The 23,241-nt window shown below is 56.3% G+C and carries 21 protein-coding genes; 12 read left to right on the top strand and 9 right to left on the bottom strand.

What is annotated here, in order from left to right:
* Positions 1–116 precede the first annotated feature (116 nt).
* The gene (gene ybbP, locus AC6I8N_RS05400) at positions 117–2,534 is read right to left on the bottom strand and encodes a putative ABC transporter permease subunit YbbP (RefSeq protein ID WP_497830200.1); all 2,418 of its coding nucleotides are present in this window, start codon (positions 2,532–2,534) and stop codon (positions 117–119) included.
* On the bottom strand, positions 2,531–3,217 hold the full coding sequence (ybbA, locus tag AC6I8N_RS05395) for a putative ABC transporter ATP-binding protein YbbA (protein ID WP_036624740.1): 687 nt from the start codon (positions 3,215–3,217) through the stop codon (positions 2,531–2,533). The genes ybbP and ybbA overlap by 4 nt, the downstream gene beginning before the upstream one ends.
* Between ybbA and tesA the strand changes: the two genes are divergently transcribed.
* The 5 genes from tesA (at position 3,185) to AC6I8N_RS05370 (ending at position 6,988) form a co-directional block, all read left to right on the top strand.
* Complete coding sequence (gene tesA, locus AC6I8N_RS05390; RefSeq protein WP_497830199.1) at positions 3,185–3,811, top strand: multifunctional acyl-CoA thioesterase I/protease I/lysophospholipase L1; 627 nt, start codon at positions 3,185–3,187, stop codon at positions 3,809–3,811. The genes ybbA and tesA overlap by 33 nt on opposite strands.
* Positions 3,812–3,842: 31 nt before the next feature.
* Positions 3,843–4,616, top strand: coding sequence for an SDR family oxidoreductase (locus AC6I8N_RS05385; RefSeq protein WP_497830198.1), 774 nt, complete (start codon positions 3,843–3,845; stop codon positions 4,614–4,616).
* A gap of 79 nt (positions 4,617–4,695) precedes the next feature.
* Entirely contained in the window at positions 4,696–5,550 is an 855-nt protein-coding gene (locus AC6I8N_RS05380) for a tetratricopeptide repeat protein (RefSeq protein WP_497830197.1), read from the top strand.
* Positions 5,551–5,615: 65 nt separating this feature from the next.
* A complete protein-coding gene (locus AC6I8N_RS05375) occupies positions 5,616–6,530 on the top strand; it encodes an SPFH domain-containing protein (protein ID WP_415174714.1) in 915 nt (304 codons plus the stop codon).
* The gene (locus AC6I8N_RS05370; RefSeq protein ID WP_208725496.1) at positions 6,530–6,988 is read left to right on the top strand and encodes an NfeD family protein; all 459 of its coding nucleotides are present in this window, start codon (positions 6,530–6,532) and stop codon (positions 6,986–6,988) included. The genes AC6I8N_RS05375 and AC6I8N_RS05370 overlap by 1 nt, the downstream gene beginning before the upstream one ends.
* On the opposite strand, the gene cueR is transcribed toward AC6I8N_RS05370, so the two are convergent.
* Entirely contained in the window at positions 6,964–7,380 is a 417-nt protein-coding gene (gene cueR / locus AC6I8N_RS05365; RefSeq protein ID WP_021182307.1) for a Cu(I)-responsive transcriptional regulator, read from the bottom strand. The genes AC6I8N_RS05370 and cueR overlap by 25 nt on opposite strands.
* A gap of 96 nt (positions 7,381–7,476) precedes the next feature.
* Between cueR and copA the strand changes: the two genes are divergently transcribed.
* The 3 genes from copA to ybaK all read left to right on the top strand — a co-directional run bounded on the left by copA (position 7,477) and on the right by ybaK (position 11,507).
* Positions 7,477–9,984, top strand: coding sequence for a copper-exporting P-type ATPase CopA (gene copA / locus AC6I8N_RS05360; protein ID WP_497830196.1), 2,508 nt, complete (start codon positions 7,477–7,479; stop codon positions 9,982–9,984).
* A gap of 68 nt (positions 9,985–10,052) precedes the next feature.
* Complete coding sequence (locus tag AC6I8N_RS05355) at positions 10,053–10,856, top strand: TraB/GumN family protein (RefSeq protein ID WP_497830195.1); 804 nt, start codon at positions 10,053–10,055, stop codon at positions 10,854–10,856.
* A 171-nt stretch (positions 10,857–11,027) separates the two neighbouring features.
* Entirely contained in the window at positions 11,028–11,507 is a 480-nt protein-coding gene (ybaK, locus tag AC6I8N_RS05350) for a Cys-tRNA(Pro)/Cys-tRNA(Cys) deacylase YbaK (protein WP_013508182.1), read from the top strand.
* Here the strand turns inward: ybaK and AC6I8N_RS05345 are convergent.
* Entirely contained in the window at positions 11,504–12,373 is an 870-nt protein-coding gene (locus tag AC6I8N_RS05345) for a LysR family transcriptional regulator (RefSeq protein WP_021182303.1), read from the bottom strand. The two genes, ybaK and AC6I8N_RS05345, sit on opposite strands and share 4 nt — an antisense overlap.
* A 90-nt stretch (positions 12,374–12,463) precedes the next feature.
* Between AC6I8N_RS05345 and AC6I8N_RS05340 the strand changes: the two genes are divergently transcribed.
* Positions 12,464–12,898, top strand: coding sequence for a multidrug/biocide efflux PACE transporter (locus AC6I8N_RS05340; protein ID WP_208724977.1), 435 nt, complete (start codon positions 12,464–12,466; stop codon positions 12,896–12,898).
* A 75-nt stretch (positions 12,899–12,973) separates the two neighbouring features.
* Here AC6I8N_RS05340 and ushA read toward each other — a convergent pair whose 3' ends face one another.
* Positions 12,974–14,728, bottom strand: coding sequence for a bifunctional UDP-sugar hydrolase/5'-nucleotidase UshA (gene ushA, locus AC6I8N_RS05335; protein WP_497830194.1), 1,755 nt, complete (start codon positions 14,726–14,728; stop codon positions 12,974–12,976).
* 162 nt (positions 14,729–14,890) lie between these two features.
* Here ushA and AC6I8N_RS05330 point away from each other — a divergent pair, with 162 nt between their 5' ends.
* Positions 14,891–16,093, top strand: a complete 1,203-nt coding sequence (locus AC6I8N_RS05330) for an MFS transporter (protein WP_497830193.1) — start codon at positions 14,891–14,893, stop codon at positions 16,091–16,093.
* Between the two features lie 221 nt (positions 16,094–16,314).
* On the top strand, positions 16,315–18,003 hold the full coding sequence (ybaL, locus tag AC6I8N_RS05325; protein WP_497830192.1) for a YbaL family putative K(+) efflux transporter: 1,689 nt from the start codon (positions 16,315–16,317) through the stop codon (positions 18,001–18,003).
* A gap of 53 nt (positions 18,004–18,056) precedes the next feature.
* Here the strand turns inward: ybaL and AC6I8N_RS05320 are convergent, their stop codons facing one another.
* The 4 genes from AC6I8N_RS05320 to AC6I8N_RS05305 form a co-directional block, all read right to left on the bottom strand.
* Positions 18,057–19,358, bottom strand: coding sequence for an inosine/guanosine kinase (locus AC6I8N_RS05320; RefSeq protein WP_497830191.1), 1,302 nt, complete (start codon positions 19,356–19,358; stop codon positions 18,057–18,059).
* Between the two features lie 57 nt (positions 19,359–19,415).
* The gene (gene hemH, locus AC6I8N_RS05315) at positions 19,416–20,375 is read right to left on the bottom strand and encodes a ferrochelatase (RefSeq protein ID WP_497830190.1); all 960 of its coding nucleotides are present in this window, start codon (positions 20,373–20,375) and stop codon (positions 19,416–19,418) included.
* Between the two features lie 114 nt (positions 20,376–20,489).
* A complete protein-coding gene (gene adk / locus AC6I8N_RS05310; RefSeq protein WP_021182296.1) occupies positions 20,490–21,134 on the bottom strand; it encodes an adenylate kinase in 645 nt (214 codons plus the stop codon).
* Between the two features lie 97 nt (positions 21,135–21,231).
* Positions 21,232–22,122, bottom strand: a complete 891-nt coding sequence (locus AC6I8N_RS05305) for a DUF6024 family protein (RefSeq protein WP_021182295.1) — start codon at positions 22,120–22,122, stop codon at positions 21,232–21,234.
* A 196-nt stretch (positions 22,123–22,318) separates the two neighbouring features.
* On the opposite strand from AC6I8N_RS05305, the gene AC6I8N_RS05300 reads away from it, so the two are divergent.
* Positions 22,319–23,188: a LysR substrate-binding domain-containing protein gene (locus AC6I8N_RS05300; protein ID WP_021182294.1), complete on the top strand. Its 870-nt coding sequence runs from the start codon at positions 22,319–22,321 to the stop codon at positions 23,186–23,188.
* Positions 23,189–23,241 lie beyond the last annotated feature (53 nt).

The raw sequence follows: 23,241 nt of genomic DNA, 5'->3' as shown, positions 1-23,241 counted from the left end.
GCGACCTTACCCTTCCGTGGCGGCGCAATTTATTGCGCGAATTTTGACTTTTGCGTCAAGGTCAAAGGCGCGCGATAAATCGCGGCGCTACGCCCGGATGCATGTCGACCAGGCGATCACGCCGCCTCAAACCGCCTGAACAACGCCTTCCCTTTCAGCAAACGCACCCCCAGCCAGCCGCCGCACAACGACAGCAAAATCGCCCCGGTGATCGGCAGCGCCAGCCACAGGCTCCAGTCCGGTTCCCAGGGAAAATCGAAGATTTTGCGCTGCAAACCCCATAACGCCGCCTCCGCGCCCAGTGCTGCCGCAACCCCGGATACCACGCCGAGCAAGGCAAACTCACACCACAGGGTGCCGCGCAGCAGTCGTTTGCTGGCACCCAGCGTGCGATAAACCACCAGCTCCTGACGTCGTTGACGCATCCCGACCTGAATCTGCGCCAGCAGCAGCAGCACGCCACAGATCGTCACCAACACCACCATAATCTCCAGCGCCTGACTCACCTGCGCCAGCACCTGGCCGATTTGGCGCATCATGCTGCCGATATCCAGCAAACTCAGGGTGGGGAATGCCCGGTTGAGCTGCGCCAGCAAGGCAGGGTTATTCGCCATACGGAAACTGGTCAGCCAGGTTTGCGGCTGGTCATCCAGCGCCCCCGGCGGAAAGATAAAAAAGAAGTTGGGGCGCAAACTCTCCCAATCCACTTTACGCAGGCTGGTAATTTTGGCGCTGAACTGCTGGGTATCGCCGCTGAAAGTTAAGGTGTCACCCAGCTTCACCCCCAGACGATCCGCCAGCTCAGTCTCCACCGACACTTCCCCGACACGCGGCGGCCAACTCCCCGCTACCAGCGGATTGTGGTCCGGACGATCCGCCTGCCATGTCAGATTCAGCTCACGATTCAAGGCGTTATCCATATTCGGATCGGCATCCTTACCGTTGAGCTGCGTCAGTCGGGCGCGGATAATCGGGTAGAAAGTCTCCGCTTTGATCTGATGCGATTGCAGGAAATCACGTACCTGTGGCACCTGTTCATGCGTCATATTCAGCAGAAAATAGTTCGGACTATCCGGTGGCAACTGTTGCTGCCAGCGATCAAGCAGATCGCCGCGCATCACCAGCAGTAACGCCAGCAACATGAAGGAGAGTGAAAACGCCGCCAGTTGGCTGAGGGTCATTGCCGGTTGTCGCAACAGACGGTTGATGGCCAGTCGCAGCGCCAGGTTACGCACCACCAGACGTCGCAACAGCAGCAAAGTGCCCCAGCCCAGTAACGCCAGCAACAACGCCAGCAACACCACCCCCGCCAGCAACGCCCACAACATCTTGCTGCCGCCCATCAACAACGCCAGCAGGCCAATCACCACCAACGCCATCACTGGCAGATAGACGCGCAACGGCCAGACATTCGCCACCGCATCCCGACGCAGCACGCGTAATGGCTGGGTTGCCAGCAATAACCGGTAAGGACGCATCCCCACCAGCAGCGAGATCACGAACATCGCCCCCAACGACCACAACCACGGCCAGAAACTGGCCGCCGGAAGTGCCGCAGGCAGCACCGGTTTCAACATCGCCAGCAGGATGATTTCAATGCCCTGTCCCAGCACGCTACCCGCCACCGCCGCCAGCAGCAATACCGCCAGCCACTGACCGATGATCAAACGTTGCAGCACCTTACGCGTCGCACCGAGGGTCTTCAGCACCGCCACCAGATCATAGCGGCTGCGGCAATAGTGGCTCATCGCCACCGCCACCGCCGCAATCGCCAGCAGCAAAGTCAGCAAGGCGGAGAGCAACAAAAATTGCTGCGCGCGCTGCATCGATCGCCCCAGTGCATCTTCTGAGTTTTCCACGCTAATCCAGCGTTGATCCGCCTTGAGCTGCGGCTGGATCCAGTTATCGTAGCGCGCCAGCGGAGCAGGATCGCCTGAGAACTTGTAGCGCCAGCTCAGCCGGCTGCCGGGCTGGATCGCGCCGGTTTTCTCCACATCCGCCAGGTTCATCAGCAAACGCGGTGCGGTCTGAAAAGGGTTAAAACCCGCGTCAGGTTCCTGAATAACTTCACCTGCGATACGCAGCGTGGTATCGCCCACATCAATCTGATCGCCGGTTTTCAGGTTCAACAGCGCCAACAATCGGGGGGCTGCCAGCACCGTCCCTGCACGAGGACGCAAACCGGGCGGATCGGTTTGCAGGGTGCCAAACATCGGATACGCGTCATCCACTGCCTTCACATCCGCCAGCTGTGGCGTTTCCTGCGCAAAGGTCATGGTCATAAAACTCAGTTGAGGGCTGACTGAAAGTCCCTCGTGCCGCGCCTGAGCCAGCCAGGCTTCCGGTACCGGCGCGCTACTGCGCAAAGTACGATCCCCGGCCATAAAATCACGACTTTGCTGGCTTAACCCTTTTTCCATCCGATCGCTGATCGACCCCAGTGCCAGCACGCAGGCCACCGCCAGCGTCAACGCCAGCCAAACGATCAACAAGGAGGGCGAACGCCACTCACGCCAGAACCAACGCCAGATCATGACTCCTCCCACAATTTGCCATCACGCAACCGCAGACGACGATCGCAACGCGCCGCCAGCTGCTCATCATGGGTAACCAGGATCAGGGTGGTGGCAAAATCGCGGTTAAGGGAGAACAGCAGATCGGCGATGCGATCGCCGGTCTGACGATCGAGGTTGCCAGTCGGTTCATCAGCAAACAACAAGCCAGGACGACCATTAAAGGCGCGGGCGAGCGCCACCCGCTGCTGCTCGCCACCGGAAAGCTGGGCGGGAAGATGATGCAACCGCGCTTTCAAACCGAGCTGTGTCAGCAACTCGACCGCCTGATCGCGGCTTTCGCGGTCGCTGACACCACGCAACAGCGCGGGGAGCTGGACGTTTTCCAGCGCATTCAGCGTCGGCACCAGCATAAAGGATTGAAAGACAAAACCGACTTCCCGCGCGCGCAGCGCCGCACGTTGCTCCTCGTCCATGCTATGTAACGGCTCGCCCAGCAGATGCACTTCACCGCTGCTGCCATCGTCCAGCCCGGCAAGGATACCCAGCAGAGTAGATTTACCCGAACCGGACTCGCCAATCAGCGCAATGGTCTGGGCGGGTTTGACAACCAGCTCAACTCCGGTAAGGATGGTCAGCTGATGCTCTCCCTGACCGACGGACTTAGTAAGATGATGAACTTCAACAATGTTTTCCGCTGGCATTATTCCTTCCTGTTGTTATTACTTCTGCTGGTGTCACGTCTTGCTGCGGCCGATACGCTGCTGGTGCTGGGCGACAGCCTGAGTGCCGGTTATCGCATGTCCGCGAACATCGCATGGCCGAGTTTGCTCGACAAAGAGTGGCAGCAGCAGCCCAGAATTATCAACGCCAGCATCAGTGGCGATACCGCCGGTCAGGGGCTGGCGCGTTTACCGGCGCTATTAAAACAGCATCAACCGCGCTGGGTGTTAATCGAATTGGGCGGTAACGATGGCTTGCGTGGCTTCCCACCGCAAAATATCGCCCAGGATCTGAGCAAAATTATCGACGATGTGAAGGCGGCAAAAGCGCAGCCGCTGCTGATGCAAATTCGCATACCGGCAAATTATGGGCGTCGTTATACGCAGGCGTTTAGCGCGATTTATCCGCAGCTGGCACAGCAGTACAACATTCCTCTGGTGCCCTTCTTTATGGAGCAGGTGTACCTGAAACCGGAGTGGATGCAGCAGGATGGTATTCACCCGAATCCGGATGCACAGCCCTTTATCGCAGGGGTGATGGCGAAGGAACTGGCTCCGCTAGTAAAGCATGATTAACGCAGGCGCGTGATTTTTAACAGGTAAAGTTATGCAAAAAAACATTCTTATCACCGGCTGCTCCAGCGGTATCGGCCTGGTGGCCGCCAATGACCTGCTGATGCGCGGTTATCGCGTAATTGCCGCCTGCCGTCGGGCGGAAGACGTTGCACGCATGCATGCGCTTGGTTTTATCGGCATTACGCTCGATCTGGACGATCCGGCCAGTGTCGATGCCGCAGCGGATCAGGTTATTGCGCTGACAGAAAATCGTCTTCACGGGCTGTTCAATAACGCCGGTTTTGGCATTTATGGACCGCTCGCCAGCCTGTCACGCCAGCAACTGGAACAACAATTCTCCACTAACTTCTTTGGGACGCATCAACTGACCATGCGCCTGTTGCCCGCCCTGCAAGCCACCGGCAGTGGACGTATCATTAATACCAGCTCGGTGCTGGGGGTGATCTCCACCCCCGGACGCGGCGCTTACGCTGCCAGTAAATATGCGCTCGAAGCCTGGAGCGATGCGCTGCGCATGGAGTTACGCACCACGGGCGTGCGCGTCAGCCTGATTGAGCCAGGGCCGATCCATACCCGTTTTACGGAAAACGTCCATCAGGGGGAAAGCGACAAACCGGTGCGTAATCCCGGCATCGCCGCGCATTTTTCCCTGCCGCCTGAGGCGATCCTGCCGAAGCTGCGTCACGCCCTGGAAAGCGCGCATCCGCGCCTGCGTTATCCAGTGACGCTGGTGAGTTGGACCATGAGCCTGTTAAAAAGAGTACTGCCAGGCTGGATGCTGGATCGCATTTTGCGCAGCAAATAGGCTGCAAGCCTGATTAGAACTTGAAGCCGGGCAGCTTGCCCCCATATTCTCAACACACTTTCAGCAAAGAGACGTATTCATGTCACACGCTTTGATTATCGACATCAACGAATCCAATCTGCATCAGACGCTGGAACAATCCATGCAGCTGCCGGTGCTGTTTTATTTCTGGTCCGATCGCAGCCAGCACTGCCAGCAACTGACGCCTGTGCTGGAGCACCTGGCCCAGGAGTACGCTGGTCAGTTTATTCTGGCAAAACTGGATTGCGATAAAGAGCAGATGGTGGCTTCTCAATTTGGTCTGCGCTCCATCCCGACGGTGTACCTGTTCCAGAACGGTCAACCGGTCGATGGCTTCCAGGGGCCGCAGCCAGAGGAGGCGATTCGCGCCCTACTGCAAAAAGTGTTGCCGCGTGAAGAAGAAATAAAAGCCCAGCAGGCGATAGCCCTGATGGAAGAAGGCAAACCGCTGGAGGCGCTGCCGCTGCTGAAAGATGCCTGGCAGCTGAGTAATCAGGCCAGCGAAATTGGCTTCCTGCTGGCGGAAGTTCTGATCACCCTGAATCGTAGCGATGAAGCGGAAGCGGTGTTAAATGCGGTGCCGTTGCAGGATCAGGACACCCGTTATCAAAGCCTGGTGGCGCAAATCGAGCTGCTGAAAAAAGCCGCCGACACGCCAGAAATTCAACTGTTGCAGGAACAACTGGCGAATGAGCCCGCGAACGCCGAGCTGGCTGCTAAACTGTCGTTACAGCTGCATCAGGTTGGTCGTAATGAAGAAGCCCTTGAATTGCTATTTGGTTTCCTGAAAAGCGACCTCAACGCCGGTGACGGCCAGGTGCGTAAAATGTTGCAGGAAATTCTGGCCGCACTCGGCACCGGTGATGCCCTGGCTGCACGTTATCGTCGCCAGCTTTATTCACTGCTGTACTAATCAGTACGGGGTAGTAATCGGGCCGAAGCGACTCGGCCCGAAACAGTGACAACCTGGAGGTTATTATGTTGACCGTGATGCCAGTCATCATCGTACTCGCGTTGGTGACCGTTTGGGCCGGAGTAAAAATTGTGCCACAGGGTTATCAGTGGACGGTTGAGCGCTTTGGGCGCTATACCCGCACGCTGCAACCTGGCCTGACGTTAGTTGTTCCCTTCATGGATCGCATTGGCCGCAAGGTCAACATGATGGAGCGCGTCCTTGATATCCCCTCTCAGGAAGTCATCTCGAAAGATAATGCCAACGTCACCATTGACGCCGTCTGCTTCCTTCAGGTGATCGACGCAGCGCGCACAGCCTATGAAGTCAGCAACCTGGAGCTGGCAATTCTCAATCTCACCATGACCAACATTCGTACCGTATTAGGCGGCATGGAGTTGGATGAAATGCTGTCGCAGCGCGATAACATCAATACCCGTCTGCTGCATATTGTCGATGAAGCGACCAATCCCTGGGGTGTAAAAATCACCCGTATCGAAATTCGAGATGTGCGTCCGCCGCAGGAGTTGATTGCGGCCATGAACGCGCAGATGAAAGCCGAACGGACTAAACGCGCCGATATTCTGACGGCAGAAGGGGTGCGACAGGCTGCGATTCTACGCGCCGAGGGGGAAAAACAGTCGCAGATACTGAAAGCCGAAGGGGAACGAACCGCCGCGTTCCTGCATGCCGAAGCGCGAGAGCGTGAGGCGCAAGCAGAGGCTAATGCAACGCGCATGGTATCTGAAGCCATCGCCGCCGGGGATATTCAGGCCGTGAACTACTTCGTGGCGCAAAAATATACCGATGCGTTGCAGAAAATTGGCCAGGCCAATAACAGCAAAGTGGTGATGATGCCACTGGATGCCACCAGCCTGCTTGGATCGATAGCCGGAATTAGCGAGCTGCTGAAAGAGAGCGGCCGGGAGCGCAAACCGTGATCCTGATGGAGCTGATTGCCCACCCGCACTGGTTCTGGCTGACGCTTGGCGGCCTGCTGCTGGCGGCTGAAATGCTTGGCACCAGCGGCTATCTGCTATGGAGCGGGCTGGCAGCGGTGCTGGTTGGCCTGATCGAGTGGTTTTTTCCCTTCTCGTGGACCAGCCAGGGCCTGTTGTTTGCGGTGTTAACACTGCTGTGTGTCTATTTCTGGTATCGCTGGATGCGTTATCGCGAAGCCTCGCAACAACCCAATAGTCTGAATCAGCGTGGTACGCAACTTATCGGCCAACACTTTACGCTGGAAAACGCCCTGAAAGACGGCACCGGCCATGTGCGCATTGGCGACAGCAGTTGGCGCGTGCAGGCAGAGAGCGATCTGCCTGCCGGTACCCAGGTCATCGTCACTGGCGTAGTTGGCATTACGCTGATGATTCAGCCTCGCTTTCCGGCTGTCTGATGGCAGCAGCCCGCCAGGTGGTTGATGATGGGGCACTCCGCGCCATCATCGCCGGGACAGGCTTCCGCCAACGCCAGTAAGCGCGCCCGCATGGCGTGTAATTCTTCAATATGCGCCGCGATCTCATCCGCTTTCTGCAAAGTGCGCGCTTTTACGTCGGCGCTGTGGCGGGCAGGATCGTTAAACAACGTCACCAGCTCGCGACATTCGTCGAGAGTGAACCCCACCTGACGCGCCTGACGCAACAGATTGAGTTCATCAATATGGTGTGGATTGTAACTACGATAACCATTTTCACTGCGCAGCGGTGGCGTGACGACGCCCTTCTCTTCATAGAAACGAATCGCTTTGCTGGTCAGCCCGGTCTTTTTGGCAACATCGCTAATGTTCATGTGATCCCCTTGACCTTCCCCTGAATGGAAGGTTTAGGCTTTATAACTAATGCAAAGTCTGCATGCAGTCAAACCTGAACGCATAAGGAGTTAAATATGTCACACACACAGTTGCTGGCGCTGGACGGCCTCTCCTGCGGCCACTGCGTCAAACGCGTCAAAGAAGCGCTGGAACAGCGCAGCGATGTTGAACAGGCTGAAGTTACCCAACAGGAAGCGCGTGTCACCGGTGCTGCCAGCGCCAGCGATCTGATCGCGACCGTAGAACAGGCGGGTTACCACGCAGCACTGAAAGACAGCCCAAAGTCTGAACCGTTGACAGCATCAGAGCCGCAGCCGGAGGCGCTGACAACGGAGGAACGATCGCAACCGGCAAATGACCCCCTGCCCGTCCACCACCTGCTGATTGGCGGCATGAGCTGTGCCAGCTGTGTGAGTCGTGTCGAGCAGGCATTGCAAAAGGTACCTGGCGTCAGCCAGGCACGCGTTAACCTGGGTGAGCGCAGCGCGTTGGTATTGGGTGATGCGCAACCCGCGGCGTTAATTGGCGCTGTCGATCTGGCGGGTTATTCGGCAGAAATCATCGAAGATGAGCAAACTCGCCGGGAACGCCAGCAGGTCAGCGCCCGCCAGGCGATGCGCCGCTTTGGCTGGCAATCCGCGCTGGCATTGTTGCTCGGCGTGCCCATGATGATCTGGGGCATGCTGGGCGACAATATGATGCTCAGCGACAGCAATATCACCCTATGGCGCTCACTGGGCGTGATCACCCTGTTGGTGATGGTGATTGCCGGTGGCCATTTCTACCGCAGCGCCTGGCGTAGCCTGCGCCACGGAACCGCCACCATGGATACGTTGGTGGCGCTCGGAACCGGTGCCGCCTGGCTCTACTCAATGAGCGTCGCGCTCTGGCCACAATTTTTCCCGCATCAGGCCCGGCATCTCTATTTTGAAGCCAGCGTGATGATTATTGGTCTGATCAACCTCGGTCATGCGCTGGAACAACGCGCAAGGCAGCGCGCCTCACAAGCGCTGGAACGTTTGCTGGACTTAACCCCAGCGCAGGCTCGCGTCATTACCGACCAGGGTGAAACCCTGATACCGCTCAGCGATGTGCAGCCTGGTATGGTGATTAAACTGGTCACCGGCGATCGTATCCCGGTTGATGGCGAAGTGGAAAGCGGCGAAGGCTGGTGCGACGAAGCGATGCTGACCGGCGAAGCGGTGCCGCAAACTAAACAGGCCGGAGATAAAGTCTTTGCTGGTACGCTGCTCCAGGATGGCACGTTGCGCTTTGTCGCGCGCGCCACCGGCAGCCATACCACGCTGGCACGCATCATCAATCTGGTCCGTCAGGCGCAAAGCAGTAAGCCCGATATCGGACGTCTCGCCGATCGCATCTCTGCCGTGTTTGTGCCGGTGGTGGTGGCGATTGCGCTGTTAAGTGGCCTGGTGTGGTATCTGACCGGACCGCAACCGCAGTTGGCTTATACGTTGGTGATTGTCACTACGGTGCTGATTATCGCCTGTCCTTGCGCCCTTGGTCTGGCAACGCCAATGTCGGTGATTGCTGGCGTAGGACGTGCCGCAGAACTTGGCGTGCTGGTGCGTGATGCGGATGCACTCCAGCGCGCCAGTGAAGTTGACACCCTGGTATTTGATAAAACCGGCACCCTGACCCAAGGCACGCCGCAGGTGAGCGATGTGTTGTTGTATAGCGACTGGGATCGTCAGCAGGTACTGCACGCTGCCGCCCAGCTGGAACAGGGTTCCAGCCATCCACTGGCAACCGCAATTATCGCGGCAGTGCCGGATCTGCCTGCCGTTGATGTTGAGCAATTTCGTACAATACGCGGTAAGGGCGTGAGCGCTACAGTGGCAGGCAGAACCTTACTACTCGGCAACCAGGCGCTGATGGAAGCCCAACAAGTGGATTGCACACCCGCCCGTGAAGATATTGAACGTCTGGCGGCGCTGGGTGCCACGCCAGTGCTGCTGGCCGATGACAGGCAACTGCTGGGGTTGATCGCGCTACGTGACAACCTGCGTCCGGAGAGCCGCGCGGCGCTGCAACGCCTGCATCAGTTGGGGTTTCAGTTGGTGATGCTGACCGGTGACCATGAAAAAACCGCACGCGCAATCGCTGCTGAAGCCGGTATCGACGACGTGATCGCCGGGGTGCTGCCAGAAGGCAAAGCACAAGCCATCGAGCAGTTGCAACAACAGGGGCGCAAAGTGGTGATGGTCGGTGATGGCATCAATGATGCTCCGGCGCTGGCCCAGGCAGATGTTGGTATTGCTATGGGTGGCGGTAGCGATGTGGCGGTTGAAACCGCCGCCATGACGCTGATGCGTAATGACCTGCACTGCGTGGTGGATGCGCTGGCGATTTCCCGCGCCACGCTGCGTAATATGCGGCAGAACCTGCTGGGTGCATTTATTTACAACAGCTTTGGCATTCCAATTGCCGCAGGTGTGCTTTATCCGTTTACCGGCATGCTGCTTAGCCCGATTGTGGCGGGAGCGGCGATGGCGCTCTCCTCCATCACGGTGGTGAGTAATGCTAATCGTCTGTTGCGGTTTAAGCCACCGGTACACGAATAGCAAGCCCTGCCCTGTTTTTCGCGCGATGAAATCGCTAGCATGGATTTTTGACTAAAAAAGGACAGGGAATGAGACGCAGCCTGTGGCAATGCGTAACACAGCTGGCATCGCGACTTTTTCCGGCCAACTACGCCTGGCCCGCGATGGATATTCAGTTGGGCAATCGCCAGTTACACCTGGTCGGCAGCATTCATATGGGTACACGCGATATGCAGCCGCTGCCGGCACGTTTGTTGCGCCAACTGGCGAAAGCCGACGCGCTGATCGTTGAAGCAGACATCACCCAAGGCGGTTCCCCCTTTGTCGAAGGAGAAAACCTGCCGCCGCTGGCAGAACGCCTCGACAGCGAGACACTGACCAGGCTAACCGCGCTCTGCGATGAGCTGATGCTGTCGGTAATGATGTTTGACAACCTGCCGATATGGCAGATTGCCCTGATGTTGCAAGCGCAACAGGCACAGCGCCTCGGGTTGCGGCCACAATATGGCATCGATTATCAACTTTTGCAGGCTGCCAAAGCGACCCATAAGCCGGTGATTGAGCTGGAAGGACCGGACACACAAATCGCACTGCTGAAGTCGTTGCCGGAGAATGGCCTGCCCTTGTTGCTGGATACGCTGGAACACTGGCACACCAACGCACGTTTGCTGCAAACCATGATCAGCTGGTGGCTGGATGCACCGCCGAAGCAGCAGCCGGTCGCGCTACCCACCACCTTCAGCAATGAATTGAATGACACCTTGATGCGCAACCGCAATCAGCACTGGCGCGAATTGTTGCTGGCATTACCGCCGGGACGTTATGTGGTGGCCGTGGGGGCGTTGCATCTTTACGGGGATGATAATTTACCGAGCCTGTTCAAAGCGCGCTAAAAAAAGAAGGCCGATATTAATATCGGCCCGTCAAAGAGGAATTTGTTTATGATTTTGGTTATCACACAACCATTGCTGGCTGGCGCGGGCCAATTCTCGCGCAAAGTTCAGAATTTCGCCAGTACTATTCGCCGTTTCTGAAATAAGATTTTCCTTAGCAAGGATCGAAAAATGACGCCCGCTGTAAAACTGCTGGAAAAACAAAAAGTCACCTTTACTCTGCATCCGTATGATCATGACAGCCATGAAACCAACTTTGGCGACGAAGCGGTGCGAAAACTGAATCTCGATGCTCGACAGGTATTCAAAACGCTGCTGGTAGCGCTGAATGGCGATGCGAAACACCTGGCAGTAGCGGTTACGCCGGTATCCAGTCAGCTCGATTTGAAGAAAGTCGCTAAAGCGCTGGGGGCGAAAAAAGCCGATATGGCTGACCCGCTGCTGGCACAGCGCGTCACCGGTTATCTGGTGGGCGGCATCAGCCCGCTGGGGCAGAAAAAACGCCTGCCCACGGTGATTGATCAACAAGCGGCGGAATTTGCCACCATCTTTATCTCCGGCGGTAAACGCGGGCTGGATATCGAACTGGCAGCACAGGATCTGGCGCGTTTGCTGGATGCCCCCCTGGCCGATGTGGCGCGCCGCGATTAATCAGGCTGCTGGGCGCAAAGTTGATCGATCATCCAGCGCCCGGCGGGTCCCGGTGGATTACGCGTCGACCAGACCGCTTCCACCGCAATATGCTGCGGCCAGCCTGACACCGGCAACTCCTTCAACACCTGATGACCAAACTGCTGCACCAGCCAGCGCGGCAACACGCTCCAGCCAAATCCCTGCTCCGCCATCTCCAGTAATAACAGATAAGACGGTGCCGACCACACCCGACCCGCTGGCATCGGGTCACGCGTCTCCACCCAGGTATTGAGCCGCAACTGACGCAACGCCCCGAGTTGCGCTTCGGTAACCTGTTTCTGCTGGGCCAACGCCTGGTCCTGATGCAGATAAATCGCCATCTGCGCCTCCACCTGTAAGCGTGCCACCGCGATATCTGGCGGTAATGAGGGCTGAGCGCGCACCACCCCAAGATGCACGCGTCCGGCCTGTAGCAGGTCCAGCACGTCGGCATCTTCGGCGATCATGCATTCAAATTCGATATCCGGATAGCGCGCTTCAAAACGCTTCAGCAGCGTTTCATGATATTCCGCCTGCCAGAAATCGGAGATCGCCAGACTGAGGCGCGGCTCGACACCCTGCGACAGCCGCACCGCCAGCTCATCCAGCCGCTGGCTGGCCGCCAGGATCTGCTGCACCTGCGCCAGTGCTCGCTGTCCCTGCTCGGTTAATACCGGCTGACGTCCCTGCCGATCAAACAACATAAAGCCTAAATCGTCTTCGAGATTCGCCACCGCGCTACTGATGGTGGACTGGCTTTTGCCCAACGCCCGTGCCGCCGCAGAGAATGACCCGCTGGCGACGGTCTGCACAAAAGCCTCAAGGGATTCCGGGGAGTATTTCATGGTTATCCATCGCTTTTATCGATAGGTGTTCATTTTATCTTAATTTCGGCAAGTGAGAAAATGCGTCCTGTAATGAATCAGGAGGTTTTTATGCGTACCCGTTCTTTGAAAGAACGTTTTTTCCACGCTGCTGGCTTTGAAATTCTGGCGATTTTGACTGTTTCCCCGTTAGCCGCCTGGGTAATGGATAAGCCGCTGTTTGAAATGGGGCTGTTGGCGATCATGCTGTCGACCGTCGCCATGCTGTGGAACATGATTTATAACGCCGGATTTGATCGCCTGTACCCACGGGATCGGGTGCAGCGAGGCGCTGGCCTGCGCGTACTGCACGCGCTGGGTTTTGAGGGCGGTTTTATTGTGATTGGTTTACCGATTGCTGCCTGGATGCTCAGTATCACGTTGTTGCAGGCGTTGATGGTGGAAGTGGCGTTTTTCCTGTTCTTCCTGCCCTACACCGTCGCGTATAACTGGCTGTGGGATATTCTGCGTCAGCGCTGGCTCACGCGCAAAGCGTGCCAGGCGTGAGAAACCCGCGCGATAATTCGCGCCGCTACAAACGAGCACGGTAAGGTAGCGGCGCGTTTATCGCGCAATGATGCATTAGTTTTCCACCGCATGCGGCAGTATCCATGCCAGCACCGTCTTCGGATAGCTGCGCTTCCTGGGTTTCTCCGGCGCGCTATCCCGTTGCTGTTTCTGCTCCGCGGTCAGGTGCACAATTCCCTCTCCCGGTGCGTAGTCACTCACTTTCAACGGTGAATGCTGACTCACCCAGCCGCGCAACACATCCGCATCGCGCAACCCGGTGTTGGTATAACCTGCGAGGTTATCAATGCGCGGATAACCATCGCCGCCGGTAGCGTTGAAGCTGTTGGTCGCCATGCGATAGGTTTTATCCTTCTGTAATGGCTCACCGTTGATCTTCACCTCACTGACATCGCTACCATCCGCCACCAGGCTGATATTGGCAAACTGCGCAAAGCCACCGGCATCGGTTTTAATATTGGCAACGATTGCCAGATACGTCAGCAATTGATTACCGGTCAGGGTGACGGACACCACCTGATTGCTGAAGGGCTGCACCTGCAACACATCGCGCCAGCTGATCGCCCCTTGCGGCAGTGAAGTACGAATCCCGCCACCGCTCATCACCGCAAAATCTGCTTTGGTGGCGGCCATCTGCGCACGCAGAATTAACTGGCCGAGGTTAGTTTGCTCAAAACGCACCTTGTCCCGCTCGCCAACAAAGACGCCGTCGCTGCTGCCGACCGGCACATCCAGTTTGGCTTCTGCGCGTTTCTGGAAGGGGGTCAGCAGTTTCATCATTGCCGGATTCGGTGGAATCTCCTGCTGCCAGGTCAACCAGGACTCGCTGCCATCCGCATTCTTGATCTTATGCTTCAGATTGACCGGGAGCAGTTGGTAGCTATCCAGCGCCAGCTCACCGTTGCGGAAGGTAAAATCACCGCGCCCGACGAATTTACCCCACTCTTTCGCTTGTACGATCCACACACCATTCTGGCGGTCCGGCTGGCAGGGCTGGCCTGGCTGATAATTTTTCACGCTGACGTTCTCTTTCTCCATGCACACCGCATCGTGTGAATGGCTGCCAACGATCAGGTTCACGGTGCCAGGCGGCAAGCTGCGCGCCAGCTCGACATCGCCCGGCGCATTGCTGCCATGCTGGCCGTCGTCATAATGGCCCATGTGGGTGAGAAGAATAATCACGTCCGGCTTGACGCTGGCACGTAACTCGGCCACCGCTTTTTCGGTTTCAGTGACCGGATCTCGAATCTCGATAGTTGCCATATTGGCCGGATTGGCGATACGCAGGGTGTCGGGCGTGGTCAGGCCGATTACGGCAACTTTCAGCCCCATCCGGGTAAAGACCGCCCAGGGCTTGAACAGCCGCTGGCCGCTGGATTTTGCGTAAATATTGGCGGAAAGAAAGGGAAATTTGGCCCATTTCTGCTGCTTTTGCAGCACGCTGAGCGGTTTATCAAACTCATGGTTACCCAGCGCCATCGCATCATAGCCCACCAGGTTCATGCCGCGAATATCGGGTTCCGCATCAAGCAAATCCGACTCCGGCACACCGGTATTAACGTCACCGCCGGAAAGGATCAGCACACCGCTTCCTTTTGATTGCGCATCATAACGTTGCGTATCCATCAGGGTTTTCTGCGCGGCCAGACCATACTCGCCCTGCGCGTTGGGCCAGAAATGACCATGCTGATCGTTAGTATGCAGGATAGTAAGACGGTAGCTGCGGTCGGGCTGCCATGCCTGTGCCAGTATCGGCAGCAACAGGATAATCAATGCCAGCCAATGGCTTTTGCGCGGAATTAACAACAAGCCGATCTCCTTATTCTGCGTTTTTCCACTAACCAGTGGACTTTATGTGCTTTATCGCCCTTCTGTGTCGCACAGATCGCACTTTAACTCAAGATGAAAGGCTTATAGAGTCTTGAGAGAAGTAACAATCTGATAACGAAAATTGACCCTCTCAGGATTTCTATGGCAAGTGATCATACTCTCTCATCCCCGGCACGCGCACCGGGGCGCACGGCGTTCGGCATTTTAGGGGCGATCAGCCTCGCGCATCTGCTGAACGATATGTTGCAGTCGCTGTTGCTGGCGATTTACCCGCTGTTGCAAAAAGATTTTAGCCTCAACTTTGTGCAAATCGGTTTAATCACCCTCACCTTCCAGGTGACCGCCTCGTTGCTGCAACCCGTGGTCGGCTACTACACCGACAAATATCCCAAACCCTGGTCGTTACCGGTTGGCATGGGTTTTACCCTGTGTGGCCTGGTGCTGCTGACCTTCGCCAGTGACTATCTCCAGGTACTGCTGGCAGCGGCACTGGTGGGTAGCGGTTCATCAATTTTTCATCCCGAATCTTCCCGTGTCGCCCGTATGGCATCCGGTGGACGTCATGGCCTGGCGCAATCGCTGTTCCAGGTGGGCGGGAATTTCGGCAGTGCACTCGGCCCGCTGCTGGCCGCAATGATTGTTGCACCCTATGGCAAAGGCCATCTCGGCTGGTTCGTGCTGGCCGCGTTGCTGGGGATCATCGTGTTGTTGCAGGTCAGCCGCTGGTATAGCCACCAGCAGCGCGCCAGTAAAGCCAAAGCTGCCACGGTGTTGTCCAATCCACTACCGCGAAAAAAAGTGGTGCTGGCGATCAGCATTTTGCTGCTGCTGATTTTCTCCAAGTACTTCTATCTCACCAGCCTGAGCAGCTACTACACCTTCTATTTAATGCAGAAATTCGGTCTCTCGGTGCAGGCGTCGCAATTTCATCTGTTTGTATTTCTTGGCGCAGTGGCGGCAGGGACCATTATTGGTGGGCCGATTGGCGACAAAATTGGTCGTAAGTATGTGATCTGGTGCTCGATTCTCGGTGTCGCCCCCTTTACGCTGCTGTTGCCGCACGCGTCATTAATGTGGACAAGTGTACTGAGCGTAATTATTGGTCTGATTCTCGCCTCAGCGTTTTCTGCCATTCTGGTGTACGCGCAGGAGTTGCTACCGGGACGTATCGGTATGGTTTCCGGGCTATTTTTCGGTTTTGCCTTCGGTATGGGTGGGTTGGGTGCCGCCGTGCTGGGCGTGGTGGCAGACCACACCAGCATCGAATGGGTATATCAAATCTGTGCCTGGTTGCCACTTATCGGCCTTTTGACCGCTTTCCTGCCAGATAACCATCACGCCTGAGCCTGTTTCGGGGGGTAATTATTTTTCCTTACCCCCCCTTTATTCAGCATGAATCCTGCCGATATTGTGAGATAACTGAAGAAAATGACACTTTGGTTGAATTTTTCTCTTATTTTTTCATTTTTTTCTGCTTATCCCGCTCAAATGTTTAAACGCGGTTAGCGATTGTGCAGTAAACTAGGTTGTTACAAGCGGATACATTTGCACACAAGGAGACAGGCATGCATCACACCACACCGTTGATCACCACCATCGTCGGGGCACTGGTCCTGGCCTTTCTCCTTGGTATGTTGGCACATCGCCTGCGAATTTCGCCGCTGGTCGGTTACTTGCTGGCCGGTGTGATGGCCGGTCCCTTTACCCCTGGTTTTGTCGCCGATACCAATCTGGCCCCTGAATTAGCTGAACTGGGGGTGATCCTGCTGATGTTTGGTGTGGGGCTGCACTTTTCGCTGAAAGATTTGATGTCGGTAAAGTCGGTCGCCATTCCCGGTGCAGTGGCGCAAATCGCCGTGGCAACCTTGCTGGGAATGGGGCTGTCGTGGGCGCTGGGCTGGTCAATGATGACCGGGCTGGTGTTTGGCTTGTGTCTCTCCACCGCCAGTACCGTGGTGTTACTGCGTGCGCTGGAGGAGCGTCAACTGATTGACAGCCAGCGCGGGCAAATTGCCATCGGCTGGCTGATTGTCGAAGACCTGGTCATGGTGCTGACGCTGGTGCTGCTGCCTGCCATCGCTGGCATGCTGGAACAGGGTAACGCCAGCCCAACCCTGTTGGCGTGGGACCTGTTGCTGACCATCGGTAAAGTGGTCACCTTTATGGTGCTGATGATGGTGGTGGGCCGCCGCGTGATCCCCTGGATTCTGGCGAAAAGTGCTGCCACCGGTTCACGCGAGCTGTTCACCCTGGCGGTGCTGGCACTGGCGCTGGGCATTGCGTTTGGTGCAGTAGAATTCTTTGATGTCTCCTTTGCCCTCGGCGCTTTCTTCGCAGGCATGGTGCTGAACGAATCTGAATTAAGCCACCGAGCAGCACACGATACGCTGCCGCTACGTGATGCGTTTGCCGTGCTGTTTTTCGTTTCTGTTGGCATGTTGTTCGACCCGATGATTCTGGTCAACCAGCCGTTGGCGGTACTGGGGTCGCTGGTGATTATCGTGGTGGGCAAATCGGTCGCTGCCTGGCTGCTGGTCACGTTGCTGGGCCACTCACGCCGCACAGCCCTGACGATCTCCGTTAGCCTGGCGCAGATTGGCGAGTTTGCCTTCATTCTGGCCGGTCTTGGCATTTCGCTGGGGTTACTGAGCCAGGAGGGGCGTAATCTGGTGCTGGCCGCAGCCATCCTGTCGATTATGCTGAACCCGATTCTCTTTACTGTGTTGGAACGTTATCTCGACAAAACCGAGACGATGGAAGAGCAGACGCTGATCGATCCTATCGAGGAGGAGAAGCAAATTCCGGTGGATATCTGTGACCATGCGGTGATTGTCGGCTATGGACGCGTCGGTAGCCTGCTGGGACAGAAGCTGCTTGAAGCGGATGTGCCGTTAGTGGTGGTGGAAAACTCGCGACCACGCGTTGAAGCGCTGCGCGAGCAAGGCATCAAAGCGGTGCTGGGCAATGCCGCCAGCAGCGACATCATGGAGCTGGCGCGCCTCGACTGCGCCCGCTGGCTACTGCTGACCATTCCCAATGGTTATGAAGCTGGTGAGGTTGTCACGGCGGCGCGCGCGAAGCGCGACAATATAGAGATAATCGCCCGCGCCCATTATGACGACGAAGTGGAATACATCCTCGAACGTGGTGCCAATCGCGTGGTGATGGGGGAACGAGAGATCGCTAACAGCATGTTGCATATGCTGGAAGAAGAGATTGCGCAAAGGCCGATTGTGCGTGAATGTCCGATTTGATTTAACGCCGTAGCGGCGGCGCGATAAATCGCGCCGCCGCTACGGGGTAATTTTTATCTGTCCCAGTACGACTCTTCGAGGCTATCCTCACGCTCCGGTAAACCTCGCGTCAGACGCGGGGAATGCTGATTCAGCACCTGGTAGCTGACGCGGTTGGCATATTTACACACCTGCGCCAGTGATGAATACGTCAGATACTCGCGCGCATGTTTACTGGAGTTCGGCACTTTCTGGCGGTGGAAATTATTGGCGGTGATATCGTGCAGTAGCGCTGCTAAAGCCGCATCCCCCGCGCCATTGGTGTTCATAATCTTCTCCGGACCGCCCATATAAGGCGCGATATGCGAGAAGATGCGCAATGGCTGCTGGCAATCCCGCTGGCGCATGGCACGGCTGAACTCATATTGGTTAAATTCAGCAATCGCGCCTGGCAGCAACGGATGGTTGGTTTTGCGCTTAAATTCTTCTTCGGTAAAGCCCGCCATATATAACCCGGTTGGCCCGGCGGTGCAGAGCACCAAATCGACCCAATCCAACGCCATATTGGCCGCCAGCAGCGGATCGGCCTCTCCGGTCAGGGCCAGGGCTTCCTCTTCATTCATCGCGACGATGGAGACATGTTCGCGCAGAAAATCGCGCCAGAACTGTGGGTTGTCCTGAATGACGTATTTGGTGCCCAGCGTTAACACCACCGGTACGTTATGTTTTTTGGCGAACGCAATCGCGCGCAGCGTCGCTTCCGGCATCGGTTCTCCGGGCTGACAACGCACCAGATAGGAGGTCAACACCAGCGCTGACGCGCCCGCGATCACCTCTTCAGGAATGCTGTCGGCCTTTAACTGGTTCATCAGACCGGGGCTGATGGCAAAGGTACGCTCGCCCTGCTCACCAATCAGGGTGAAACAACGACCAATCGCGCCATCGACACCTTGCAAATAGTTGAGATCCATCCGGCTGGAGGTGTTGCACAGGTAACGATAGGCGTAGCTACCGATCTGGATGCTGTTGCACATCACGCCCAGCAACACCGAACGGTCATCGGCCAGCACCGAGTAGTTATGCAAAGTGTTGCCAATGGTGCCACCGGCAAACTGGTGGCTAATTAACTCGTCACGCATCAGCTCGTGGTACAACGCTTCCGCCGTGGCATTATCAATCACCAGCGAATGACCCGCACTCAGGCCGTAACGTTGCAGGAAGCCATCATCAACTTTGGCTTCAATATCTACCAGCGTCTGATCAATACCGACGACCCAGCTGCCCTCTTCCTGCTCTTGTTGCGTAGCCTGCAACAGCGGATCGCGCGCGCTAACGGGGAAATAGTGTTTGGATTTGCGTTTGCCGGGAAATTTCATGGGGGATGCCGTCTGGAAAATCAGGCAGAGAATGATAACACATTCTCTGCCACTCCCTTAACGGCGCGCGTTGACCAGCTGCACCATCATGGCAATGTGCTCATCATCGGCGTTCAACGCAGGGATATACTCAAACTTCTCACCACCCGCATGCAGGAAGAATTCACGGTTCTGCTCGCTAATCTCCTCCAGCGTTTCAAGGCAGTCTGCGGCAAAGCCGGGACTCATCACCTGCACATGCTTGATACCTTTGGCGGGCAGACCTTGCATGGTTTCGTCGGTGTAAGGCGTCAGCCAGGGCTCACGGCCAAAGCGCGACTGGAAGGTCATCATGATCTTGTGTGGCGCGATGCCGAGCGCGGCGGCCAGCGCATCGGTGGTATCTTTGCAGCGTTGCGGATAGTCATCGCCTTCGTCGGCGAAGCGCTGTGGGATGCCGTGATAGGACAGCACCAACAGATCCGGCTCGCCATGCTGGGCGAAAGAACGCTCGACGGAGGCTTTCAGCGCCGCGATATATGCCGGATGTTCAGCGTAATCACGAATAAAAGCCACTTCTGGCAGGGAACGCAGCGGTTTGAAGCTGGCAGCCAGGCCATCCCATACGGCCGCAACTGTGGAGCAGGAGAATTGCGGATAGAGCGGCAACACGATCAATTTAGTGACGCCCTGTGCCAGCAGACGCTCAACCGCACCTTCAAGGCTCGGCTGGCCGTAGCTCATGCCCAGCTCCACTGGCATATCGATTTGCTGTGCCAGCGCATCACGCTGCCGCTTGCTGAACACCATCAGCGGCGAACCTTCATCCATCCAGACCGATGCATAAAGCTTCGATACGCGCGGCGAACGGAACGGCAGGATAATAAAGTTGAGAATCGGCCACCACAACCAGCGCGGCGTATCCACCACGCGCGGGTCACCGAGGAATTGTTTCAGATAACGTTTAACCGCTGGTGTAGTGGGTGCGTCTGGCGTGCCTAAATTAACCAGTAAAACCCCGGGCTTTTCTTGCCTCATTGTATTTCCTTGCTGTCGAAACGAATGGGTCAAAATCGTGGGAAATTGTAGCGGAAAAAGCGGGAGGGAAAAGCAATTGCTGCAAAAGGGCCGATAAACCGGCCCTTAACTGGCTTAGCCGAGAATCGCGGCCAGCTGTGCACTCACTTCAGCAACCTGACGGGTGCCGTCGATTTTGTGGTATTGGGTGTTACCGGCTTCCGCTTCTTTGCTGTAGTAAGCAATCAGCGGCGCAGTCAGCTGATGGTATTCCACCAGACGCTTACGCACCGTTTCTTCCTGGTCATCTTTACGTGTTGTCAGCTCTTCGCCGGTCACGTCGTCTTTACCTTCCACTTTCGGCGGATTGTACTTAACGTGATAAACGCGACCCGACGCCGCATGCACGCGACGACCTACAATACGATCCACAATCAGTTCATCCGGTACGGCAAACTCCAGCACGAAATCGACGCTGATACCGGCTTCTTTCATGGCATCAGCCTGCGGAATGGTGCGCGGGAAGCCATCAAGCAAAAAACCGTTTTTGCAGTCTTCCTGAGTAATACGCTCTTTAACCAGCGCAATTACCAGCTCGTCAGTCACCAGTTTACCGGCATCCATAATGGCTTTCGCCTGCTGGCCCAGCTCAGTGCCCGCTTTCACTGCCGCACGCAGCATGTCACCTGTGGAGATTTGCGGAATACCGTATTTCTCCATGATGAATTGAGCCTGAGTGCCTTTACCTGCGCCCGGTGCCCCGAGCAGAATAATACGCATTGCGTAATTCCCCTTGCGAATCGCATTGATCAATCTGAGAAGGCGAAGACCATACCACTATGCCCCGCCCACCACAAGGAAAGGGGCGCGGTAACGGCTAATGTCCTACTTTACTGCCTTTTGCCACCGATACCAGCCCGACGCGGGATTTTTCCGCATTTTCAGAATTGCGACCGCTATTTAACAGCTCGCGCAGGCGCTTCGTCAGTTTCATTGTCATATTCTGACTTTTGTTGGCGCTGCCACGCACATTGGCACGAAGAAGGACGCGCCCACGCTCGGGCCACTGATGCAAATCAGGCTGCGGCGAGTTTGGCAGCTTACCCGGCATAATCGGCAGCACCGCGAATGACAGACCCGGCTGTTGCAAAGATTGCAGCGAAAATGGCGCTTCCAGCGTGATGGTATCAACGCTGGCGATATTATAAGGTCGCCATTGCGCAGCCGCCATCTGTGCCAACGCCTGCTCCGGCGCATCACCCAGCGCCAGCCCCTGTTCAAACAGGCGCAACTCACTGCGCACCAGGGTACTGAAATCATGGGTACGTAAGGCGATCAATACTAAATCCGTTCCCAGCGCCGCGTGACGATCGAGCCGTGTGACAAACAGTCGCGCCTCGCTTATCAGCCGTCGGTGCAACAACGTGGCGAAAGACTCAGATGCATCGGTGACGCCCTGGCTCTGGCATTCAGCCAGCGCGCGTACCCGCCCCTGAAACAGGTCAATATGTTCAACCAGAGCAATATTCCCCGCCATCACCGGCACTGCTGCCAGGATACTTAATTCACTGACAGGATAATGCGACGCATAGCGGGTTTGGTTACGCGCCTGCTCCTGGCGTAAAAACAGTTGGGAAAGCAGCACCCGCGCAATATGCAATGAAGGTGCAAAGAAGAGATCATACTGTTCAAGCCGATAATGGCGGGAAAGCTGGCCGCGAAGCTGATCGCGCGCCGCCGCCCTGGCAGAAGCATTCTGTGAAGCCATCGCGTGATTTTTCTCTGTTTATTGTGCTGTGTGATGGCGGATGAGGCTCGGATCCGTGGCAGAAATTACCGGCGAAACACAGAGACGCCTGCCAGTCAACCCGCCAGAATCAGGGGGAAAGGTTAGGGGAATGCGGCTGGACTTTAAAATGATATAAACTGACAATCCCTGTTAGGTTTTTACACAGGGGATGAGTATGACCGGGCTACCTTCGTTACGTGCACTGCATTATTTCCACCAGGCGGCACTGCACAGCAGTTTTAGCGTAGCCGCAGAACGTCTGCATGTGACCCATAGCGCCATCAGCCATCAGGTCCGACAGCTGGAAAGCTGGATGGGTAAGCCTCTGTTTGTCCGTACAAATGGACGTGTCAAATTAACCTCACATGGTGAGCGATTACTGGTCAGTTGTCAGAAGGCCTTCAGCGAACTCTCCACGACCTGTGAAAGTATCCGCACCGGCATGCGTCACCATCTTAGCGTCTCCTGCGCGCCGAGTTTTCTTTCCCAATGGCTGATCCCGCGCATCGGCACTTTTTATCTGCGCTATCCTGATATTGAGATCCAGTTCCAGCAACTGGTAGAAATTGACCAGTTACGCAGTGAACATACCGATGTTCTGATTCACAGTTACGAACAAACACCTGATGAAGACATTGATGCCACCCTGATTAGCGATGATTACATCGGCCCGCTCTGTGCCCCCCAATTTGCCGCACGCTTCCAGAGTGAGCAGGATCTCGCCGCCTTACCCCTTCTGCATGCTGATACCCGACTTCACGCCTGGGCGGAGTGGGCAAAAACCAGCGGTACGCGAGGGAATTTCTGGGTGGGAAAACATTTTGATAATTTGACGTTGGGCATTCAGGCAGCCAGAAATGGCCTGGGCGTGATCATGGCACCGCGTTTGCTGGTGCGGCAAGAATTACACGACGGCACACTGATCGCGCCACTTGGTTTTGTGCGGGTGGATCGCGCCACCTGGATGATGACCAAGGCGTCACGTCAGCATGATGCGGAGATTACCTTGTTTCGTGATTGGTTGAGGGACGAAGCGCACCACTGATCACTATTGCCAATAAGATACTTATTACATAAACGTAAAACGTGAATGGTATG

The organism is Pantoea sp. X-Soil-TKNS-1279 (assembly GCF_059730565.1).
The sequence above is the reverse complement of the archived record's forward strand: the minus strand, read 5'-3'. Positions and strand labels throughout refer to the sequence as shown.

Bases quoted from the DNA above. Each gene is read 5' to 3' on its own strand.
- ybbP (WP_497830200.1), bottom strand. From the start codon at position 2,534: ATGATCTGGCGTTGGTTCTGGCGTGAGTGGCGTTCGCCCTCCTTGTTG.
- tesA (WP_497830199.1), top strand. From the start codon at position 3,185: ATGATGAACTTCAACAATGTTTTCCGCTGGCATTATTCCTTCCTGTTG.
- ybbA (WP_036624740.1), bottom strand. From the start codon at position 3,217: ATGCCAGCGGAAAACATTGTTGAAGTTCATCATCTTACTAAGTCCGTC.
- AC6I8N_RS05385 (WP_497830198.1), top strand. From the start codon at position 3,843: ATGCAAAAAAACATTCTTATCACCGGCTGCTCCAGCGGTATCGGCCTG.
- AC6I8N_RS05380 (WP_497830197.1), top strand. From the start codon at position 4,696: ATGTCACACGCTTTGATTATCGACATCAACGAATCCAATCTGCATCAG.
- AC6I8N_RS05375 (WP_415174714.1), top strand. From the start codon at position 5,616: ATGTTGACCGTGATGCCAGTCATCATCGTACTCGCGTTGGTGACCGTT.
- cueR (WP_021182307.1), bottom strand. From the start codon at position 7,380: ATGAACATTAGCGATGTTGCCAAAAAGACCGGGCTGACCAGCAAAGCG.
- copA (WP_497830196.1), top strand. From the start codon at position 7,477: ATGTCACACACACAGTTGCTGGCGCTGGACGGCCTCTCCTGCGGCCAC.
- AC6I8N_RS05355 (WP_497830195.1), top strand. From the start codon at position 10,053: ATGAGACGCAGCCTGTGGCAATGCGTAACACAGCTGGCATCGCGACTT.
- ybaK (WP_013508182.1), top strand. From the start codon at position 11,028: ATGACGCCCGCTGTAAAACTGCTGGAAAAACAAAAAGTCACCTTTACT.
- AC6I8N_RS05345 (WP_021182303.1), bottom strand. From the start codon at position 12,373: ATGAAATACTCCCCGGAATCCCTTGAGGCTTTTGTGCAGACCGTCGCC.
- AC6I8N_RS05340 (WP_208724977.1), top strand. From the start codon at position 12,464: ATGCGTACCCGTTCTTTGAAAGAACGTTTTTTCCACGCTGCTGGCTTT.
- AC6I8N_RS05330 (WP_497830193.1), top strand. From the start codon at position 14,891: ATGGCAAGTGATCATACTCTCTCATCCCCGGCACGCGCACCGGGGCGC.
- ybaL (WP_497830192.1), top strand. From the start codon at position 16,315: ATGCATCACACCACACCGTTGATCACCACCATCGTCGGGGCACTGGTC.
- AC6I8N_RS05320 (WP_497830191.1), bottom strand. From the start codon at position 19,358: ATGAAATTTCCCGGCAAACGCAAATCCAAACACTATTTCCCCGTTAGC.
- hemH (WP_497830190.1), bottom strand. From the start codon at position 20,375: ATGAGGCAAGAAAAGCCCGGGGTTTTACTGGTTAATTTAGGCACGCCA.
- adk (WP_021182296.1), bottom strand. From the start codon at position 21,134: ATGCGTATTATTCTGCTCGGGGCACCGGGCGCAGGTAAAGGCACTCAG.
- AC6I8N_RS05305 (WP_021182295.1), bottom strand. From the start codon at position 22,122: ATGGCTTCACAGAATGCTTCTGCCAGGGCGGCGGCGCGCGATCAGCTT.
- AC6I8N_RS05300 (WP_021182294.1), top strand. From the start codon at position 22,319: ATGACCGGGCTACCTTCGTTACGTGCACTGCATTATTTCCACCAGGCG.